Source organism: Mitsuaria sp. TWR114 (assembly GCF_007997345.1).
Genome location: NZ_VOSR01000692.1, coordinates 1 through 6783, shown reverse-complemented (window position 1 = coordinate 6783; position 6783 = coordinate 1). Strand labels below are relative to the sequence as shown.

General features: G+C 71.6%; 8 protein-coding genes. All 8 read left to right on the top strand.

Annotated features, from left to right (window positions below):
- The coding region (locus FUT87_RS22540) for an amidohydrolase family protein (RefSeq protein ID WP_147242460.1) at window positions 1-595 on the top strand (595 nt) is incomplete at its 5' end.
- 59 nt (window positions 596-654) lie between these two features.
- Window positions 655-1116, top strand: a complete 462-nt coding sequence (gene ligA, locus FUT87_RS22535; protein WP_147242459.1) for a protocatechuate 4,5-dioxygenase subunit alpha — start codon at window positions 655-657, stop codon at window positions 1114-1116.
- The gene (locus tag FUT87_RS22530) at window positions 1113-2009 is read left to right on the top strand and encodes a class III extradiol dioxygenase subunit beta (RefSeq protein WP_147242458.1); all 897 of its coding nucleotides are present in this window, start codon (window positions 1113-1115) and stop codon (window positions 2007-2009) included. Before ligA ends, FUT87_RS22530 begins: the two co-directional genes overlap by 4 nt.
- A gap of 53 nt (window positions 2010-2062) precedes the next feature.
- On the top strand, window positions 2063-3022 hold the full coding sequence (locus FUT87_RS22525) for a Gfo/Idh/MocA family oxidoreductase (RefSeq protein WP_147242457.1): 960 nt from the start codon (window positions 2063-2065) through the stop codon (window positions 3020-3022).
- A gap of 65 nt (window positions 3023-3087) precedes the next feature.
- Window positions 3088-5214 carry a diguanylate cyclase domain-containing protein gene (locus tag FUT87_RS22520; protein ID WP_147242456.1) on the top strand — a complete coding sequence of 709 codons (2127 nt, stop codon included), beginning with the start codon at window positions 3088-3090 and terminating at the stop codon, window positions 5212-5214.
- A gap of 93 nt (window positions 5215-5307) precedes the next feature.
- Window positions 5308-5490, top strand: coding sequence for a DUF3606 domain-containing protein (locus FUT87_RS22515; RefSeq protein ID WP_091724754.1), 183 nt, complete (start codon window positions 5308-5310; stop codon window positions 5488-5490).
- Between the two features lie 97 nt (window positions 5491-5587).
- Entirely contained in the window at window positions 5588-6328 is a 741-nt protein-coding gene (gene paoA / locus FUT87_RS22510; protein WP_147242455.1) for an aldehyde dehydrogenase iron-sulfur subunit PaoA, read from the top strand.
- Window positions 6325-6783, top strand: a 459-nt coding sequence (locus tag FUT87_RS22505) for a xanthine dehydrogenase family protein subunit M (protein WP_186830705.1), incomplete at its 3' end; no start/stop codon positions are given. The genes paoA and FUT87_RS22505, both read left to right, overlap by 4 nt.

Genomic DNA, 6783 nt, shown 5'->3' with positions numbered 1-6783 from the left:
GGCGCAGCTGCGCGAGCTGCACGAGGCCGGTGTGCGCGGCGTGCGCTTCAACTTCGTCAAGCGCCTCGTCGACTCCACCCCGCGCGACGAGCTGATGGAGATCGCCCACCGGGTGAAGGCGCTGGGCTGGCACGTGGTCCTCTACTTCGAGGCGCCCGACCTGCCCGAGCTGTGGGACTTCTTCGCCGCGCTGCCCACCACCGTCGTGGTCGATCACATGGGCCGGCCCGACGTCACCCAGCCGGTGGACGGCCCCGCGTTCGCGCTGTTCCTGCGCTTCCTGCGCGAGCATCCCTTCGTCTGGAGCAAGGTCACCTGCCCGGAGCGGCTCTCGGCCAGCGGCCCGCCGGCGCTGAATGGCGAGACCGAGCCCTACCGCGACGTGATCCCCTTCGCGCGCCGCGTCGTCGAGGAGTTCCCGGACCGCGTGCTCTGGGGCACCGACTGGCCGCATCCCAACCTCAAGGACCACATGCCCGACGACGGCCTGCTGGTCGACCTCATCCCGCGCATCGCGCCCACCGCCGCGCTGCGCCAGCGCCTGCTGGTCGACAACCCGATGCGGCTGTACTGGCCGGAGGCCTCATCCCGATGAGCCCGATGAACCCGACGAGCCAGATGCGCCCGATGGCGAACCGTTTCCAGGAGACCTCGATGTCGATCGACAAACCCTACCGGGACATCCCCGGCACCACCATCTTCGATGCCGACCAGGCCCGCAAGGGCTACTGGCTCAACCAGTTCTGCATGTCGCTGATGAAAGCCGAGAACCGCGCGCGCTTCAAGGCCGACGAGCGCGCCTACCTCGACGAATGGCCGATGACGCCGGCGCAGAAGGAGGCCGTGCTGGCGCGCGACCTCAACCAGTGCATCCGGCTGGGCGGCAACATCTACTTCCTGGCCAAGATCGGCGCCACCGACGGCCGCAGCTACCAGCAGATGGCCGCCGGCATGACCGGCATGACCGAGACCGACTACCGCGACATGATGCTGGCCGGCGGGCGCCAGCCCGACGGCACGCCGCGCCGCAAGCGGGTGGACGACGCGGCCTGCGCGGATGCGAAGCAGGCGACGGCGGGCGACACCCGGGGCGCGACGAAGGGAAACACCCGATGAGCACGCATGCGCGCATCACCGCCTCCGTCTACACCTCCCATGTGCCGGCCATCGGCGTGGCCATGGACCAGGGCCGCACGCAGGATCCCTACTGGCAGCCGCTGTTCGCGGGCTACGAGGCCTCGCGCCGCTGGATGGACGCGCACCGGCCGGACGCGATCGTGCTGGTCTACAACGACCATGCCAACGCATTCAGCCTGGACATGATCCCCACCTTCGCGCTGGGCACCGCCGAGCGTTACGAACCCGCCGACGAGGGCTGGGGCCCGCGCGCGGTGCCGCCGGTCCTGGGTCATGGCGAGCTGGCCGCCCACCTCGCGCAGAGCGTGATCCAGCAGGACTTCGACCTGACATTGGTCAACCGCATGACGGTCGACCACGGGCTGACCGTGCCGCTGTCGCTGATGTTCGGCGAGCAGCCCGCCGACGCGCCGCACTGGCCGGTACCGGTGATCCCGCTGGCGGTCAACGTGGTGCAGTACCCCGTGCCCTCGGGCCGCCGCTGCCTGCAGCTGGGGCAGGCGATCCGCCGCGCGGTGGAAAGCTTCGACGCGCCGCTCAAGGTGCAGGTCTGGGGCACCGGCGGCATGAGCCACCAGCTGCAGGGACCGCGCGCCGGCCTCATCAACCAGACCTGGGACCAGGCCTGGATGGACCGCCTGATCGCCGACCCGCGCGGCCTGTCCGAGATGCCGCACCTGGAGTACGTCCGCGAGGCCGGCTCCGAGGGCATCGAGCTGGTGATGTGGCTGATCGCGCGCGGCGCGATGAGCGACCTCGCGGACCTGCCCGGGCTCGACGCCCCGCCCCGCGCACCGCGCGTGGCCCACCGCTTCTATCACGTGCCCGCCTCCAACACGGCGGTCGGCCACCTGATCCTCGAGAACCCCTGATCCCTCGCGATCCCCGGGGCTCCCATCGGAGCCCCGCCCCACTGGAGCCTTCCATGTCCACTCCCCTGCGCATCGCGCTGGCCGGCGCCGGCGCCTTCGGCCAGAAGCACCTCGACGCGCTGCGACTCATCGACGGCGTCGAAGTCGTGTCCCTGATCAGCCGCGACCTCGACAAGACCCGCGAGACCGCCGCCAAGTACGGCATCGGCCACGCCACGACCGAGCTCGACGAGGCGCTCGCCCGCGACGACGTCGACGCCGTCATCCTCTGCACGCCGACGCAGCTGCATGCCCGCCAGACGCTGGCCTGCCTGGACGCCGGCAAGCATGTGCAGGTCGAGATCCCGCTGTGCGACGTGCTGGCCGAGGGCGAGGCCGTCGTGCGGCGCCAGCGCGAGACCGGCCTGGTCGCCATGTGCGGCCACACCCGCCGCTTCAATCCCAGTCACCAGTGGCTCCATCGCCGCATCGCGGCCGGCCAGCTGCGGATCCAGCAGATGGACGTCCAGACCTATTTCTTCCGCCGCACCAACATGAATGCGCTGGGCCAGGCCCGCAGCTGGACCGACCACCTGCTGTGGCACCACGCGGCGCACACGGTGGACCTCTTCGCCTGGCAGTGTGGCAGCCCGATCGTCAAGGCCCACGCGCTGCAGGGCCCGATCCACCCCACGCTGGGCATCGCCATGGACATGAGCCTGCAGCTGCAGGCGGCCAACGGCGCGATCTGCACGCTGTCGCTGTCCTTCAACAACGAAGGGCCGCTGGGCACCTTCTTCCGCTACATCGGCGACACCGGCACCTACATCGCCCGCTACGACGACCTGGTCACCGGCAAGGACGAGATCATCGACGTCAGCCAGGTGGATGTGTCCATGAACGGCATTGAACTGCAGGACCGCGAGTTCGTCGCCGCGATCCGCGAGGGCCGCGAGCCGGTCGCCAGCGTCGCGCAGGTGCTGCCCTGCTACCAGGTGCTGCACGACCTCGAGCGCGAGTTGACGGCCGGCTGATCCCCGGCTGACCACCGGCGGGGGGTCGGCGCGGTTAGGATGGCCGCCTCGTCCCCGTGCCGCCGATGGACCGCCTGCCCCCCTACGTTCCCCGCTCGCTGACCCGTCTGGCCTTGTGGCTGGCGGTGGGCAACCTCGTCATCGCCGCGGCCATCGTCGCCGCGACCTGGCTGGCGCTGCAGGCCGGCCGCGAGTCCGACCTGACCCGCGCCCGCGAGACCACCGAGAACCTGGCCGCCAGCCTCAGCATCGAGATCGGCGCCGAGCTCAAGCAGGTGGACAACGCGCTGCAGACGCTGGCGCTGCAGTACCGCCGCACCGGCGGCGGTCCCGAGGCGCTCAAGCGCGCGATGGAACGCGCGCTGGCCGACCAGCGCAGCCTGCTGCCGCAGGTCGACGCGATCCGCATGACCGACGCGCATGGCCAGGTGATCTACGGCCTGGCGGCCGAGGAAAGCAGCGTCAGCGTCGGTGATCGCGACTACTTCCAGCGCGCCCGCGACAGCGACGGCGTGGTGATCTCCGAGCCGCTGTTCGGCCGCGTGCTGCGCAAGTGGGGCATCGTCGTCGCCCGCCGGCTCGAGGCCGGGGACGGCAGCTTCGCCGGCGTCGTCTACACCACGCTCTCGACCGAGCACTTCATCGAGGGCTTCAAGGGCCTGACCATCGGCGCCGAGGGCGCGATCTCGCTGCGCACCCGCAGCCAGCGGCTGATCGCGCGCTACTCGGCGGCGGAGCCGCATTCGATCCGCGGCGTCGGCGACGTGATCGTGTCCGAGGACCTGATGCGCAAGATGGCGGCCAACCCGCAGCAGGGTTGGTACATGACCAAGACCAGGCTCGACAACATCGAGCGCATCACCTGCTACCGCCAGGTGCGCGGTTATCCGCTGACCATCTTCACCGGCGCCAGCACCGCCGACTTCCTGGCGGCTTGGCGTGGCGAGGTGCTGCAGCAGGGCGGGCTCGCGGCGGTGGTCATCCTGACGGTGCTGGGCTGCTCGGTGCTGGTGTTCCTGCAGCAGCGCCGCGACCGCCGCGCCGCCACCGGCCTGCAGCAGCTGGCGCTGGAACAGGCGCTGATGCTGGACAACGACATGGTCGGCATGATGCGCCTGCGCGGCCGCAACGTCGTGTGGCAGAACCGCGCGCTGTCGTCGCTGTTCGGTTATGCGCCCGGCGAGCTGCTCGGCCAGCCGACCCGCCAGCTCTACCTGGACGAGGCCAGCTTCCGCGAGGTCGGCGAGGCGGCCTACCCCGCCATCGAGTCCGGCCGGCGCTATCGCCAGCAGCTGCGGATGCGGCGCAAGGACGGCACGCCGGTGTGGATCGACCTGAGCGGCGCGTCGGTGTCGGGGAACGAGTCGCTGTGGATGATGATCGACGTCTCGGCGCTCAAGGAAAGCGAGGCCACCGCCAGGCACCTGGCGGTGCACGACGCGCTGACCGGCCTGCCCAACCGGGTGCGCTTCACCGAGCGGCTGGCCGGCGCGCTCACGCTGCTGGGCGAGCGGGTCGGGCTGGTGGCCGTGTGCTGGGTCGACCTGGACGGCTTCAAGGAGCTGAACGACCAGTTCGGCCACGAGGCCGGCGACGTGGTGCTGCGGGTGGTGGCGCAGCGCCTGCAGGCCGGCGTGCGCAACCATGACCTGGTGGCGCGCATGGGCGGCGACGAATTCGCCCTGCTGCTGACCGCGCTGCGTGCGGAGCACGAGGCCGAGCCGGCGCTGCGCCGCATGCTGGCGTCCATCGCCGAGCCGATCCGTCTCCCCGACGGCGATCACGCGGCGGTCACGGCCAGCATCGGCATCGCGTTTGCCCCGCTGCATGGCCGTCAGGCGGAAGCGCTGATGCGGCTCGCCGAGACGGCGATGACGATGGCCAAGCGCGCCGGCAAGCGGCGCGTGGTGTCGGCCAGCAGCATGCCAGGGAACGCCATGAACGCACCGAACTCGCCGGCGACCTCCGTCGGCCCCGACGCGCCCACGCCGGTGGACGCGATCGACACGCCCTCCAGCCCCGCGCCCGAACCGGGGACGGACAGCGCCGCGCCCGCGGGCCAGCGGCCGAGAGACCCCGGGCCACCGGCGTGCCGGACCCATTCGTTCGACGAATCGGTCGCCGGGGAGGAAGATCCGGGCGCCACGCTGGACGGCGAGGACAGCAGCCGGGTGCCGCCGCGGCGGTCCTAGCGCGACGGCCACGCGGCCGCGGGCCGGTGGCAGCGATAGCGGCAGCGACAGCGACAGCGACAGCGATACCGTGACCGACAGGGAGCGATCGTCATGACCGAGGAAACCTCCAGCCCGCACACCAGCGACCGCCATCGGGTCAACGTGCAGGACGACTACGAACTGCGTTACTGGGGCGAGCGCTTCGGTGTCTCGCCGGAACTGCTGCGGCACGCGGTGGACGCGGTCGGCACCAGCGCCAAGGCCGTCGAGGAGTGGCTCCAGGCGCACCGTTGAGCGGCGCGCCGAGCGGCCGAGGGTGCTTCACCCACCGCCGGGAACAAGGATTGCTGCCTGGGCAGTTTCCCGATCCGACCCGCCAGGAGTGCCCAGCATGGATGTCGACCCGGACCTCGCGTCTTCCCTGTCTCCCCCGGACGCCGCCCCGTGCGACGCTGACCCCGGGGCGATCTCGCGCCGCGGCCTGCTGATCGCCGGCGCGGGCGCCTCGGCCGCGGTCGCCGCCGGCGCGCCCCTCGAGGCGACCGCGCAGACCCCGTCGCGCCCCGGCGCGCGCCCTCAGGAGAACCTCGTGGCCACCACCCGCGTGACGCTCGACGTCAACGGCCAGTCCCACACGCTGGACGTTGACAACCGCACCTCGCTGCTGGACCTGCTGCGCGAGCACCTGCAGCTCACCGGCACCAAGAAGGGCTGCGACCACGGCCAGTGCGGCGCCTGCACCATCCACCTCGACGGCCGGCGCGTCAACGCCTGCCTGACGCTGGCGGTCATGCACCAGAGCGCGAAGGTCGTCACCATCGAGGGCCTGGGCACGCCGGAGCGGCTGCATCCGATGCAGGCGGCCTTCGTGCGGCATGACGGCTACCAATGCGGCTACTGCACGCCGGGCCAGATCTGCTCGGCGGTGGCGGTGCTCGACGAGATCAAGGCCGGCCTGCCCAGCCACGTCACGCCCGACCTCCAGGCCCGGCCGCTGCTGTCCATCGACGAGCTGCGCGAGCGCATGAGCGGCAACCTGTGCCGCTGCGGCGCCTACTCCAACATCATCGACGCGATGGCCGAGGTGGCCGGCGTCGCCGTGCCGGGCACCGGCGAGCGGAGGCCCGCATGAAGCCCTTCACCTACGAGCGCGCCGCCTCGGCCACCGCCGCGGTCGCCGCGGCGGCGGCCCGGCCCGGCGCGCGCTTCATCGCCGGCGGGACCAACCTGCTCGACCTGATGAAGCTGCAGATCGAGGCGCCCGTCCACCTGGTCGACGTGAACGGCCTGGGCCTGGACCGGATCGAGCCGACGCCCGAGGGCGGCCTGCGCATCGGCGCGCTGGTGCGCAACACCGACCTGGCGGCGGACGCCCGGGTGCGGCGCGACTACGGCGTGCTGTCGCGCGCGCTGCTGGCGCTGGCTTCCGGTCAATTGCGCAACCGCGCCACCACCGCCGGCAACCTGCTGCAGCGCACCCGCTGCCCCTACTTCTACGACACGGACCAGCCCTGCAACAAGCGCCAGCCCGGCAGCGGCTGCCCGGCGATCGCCGGCATGAGCCGGCCGCTGGCGGTGATCGGCGTC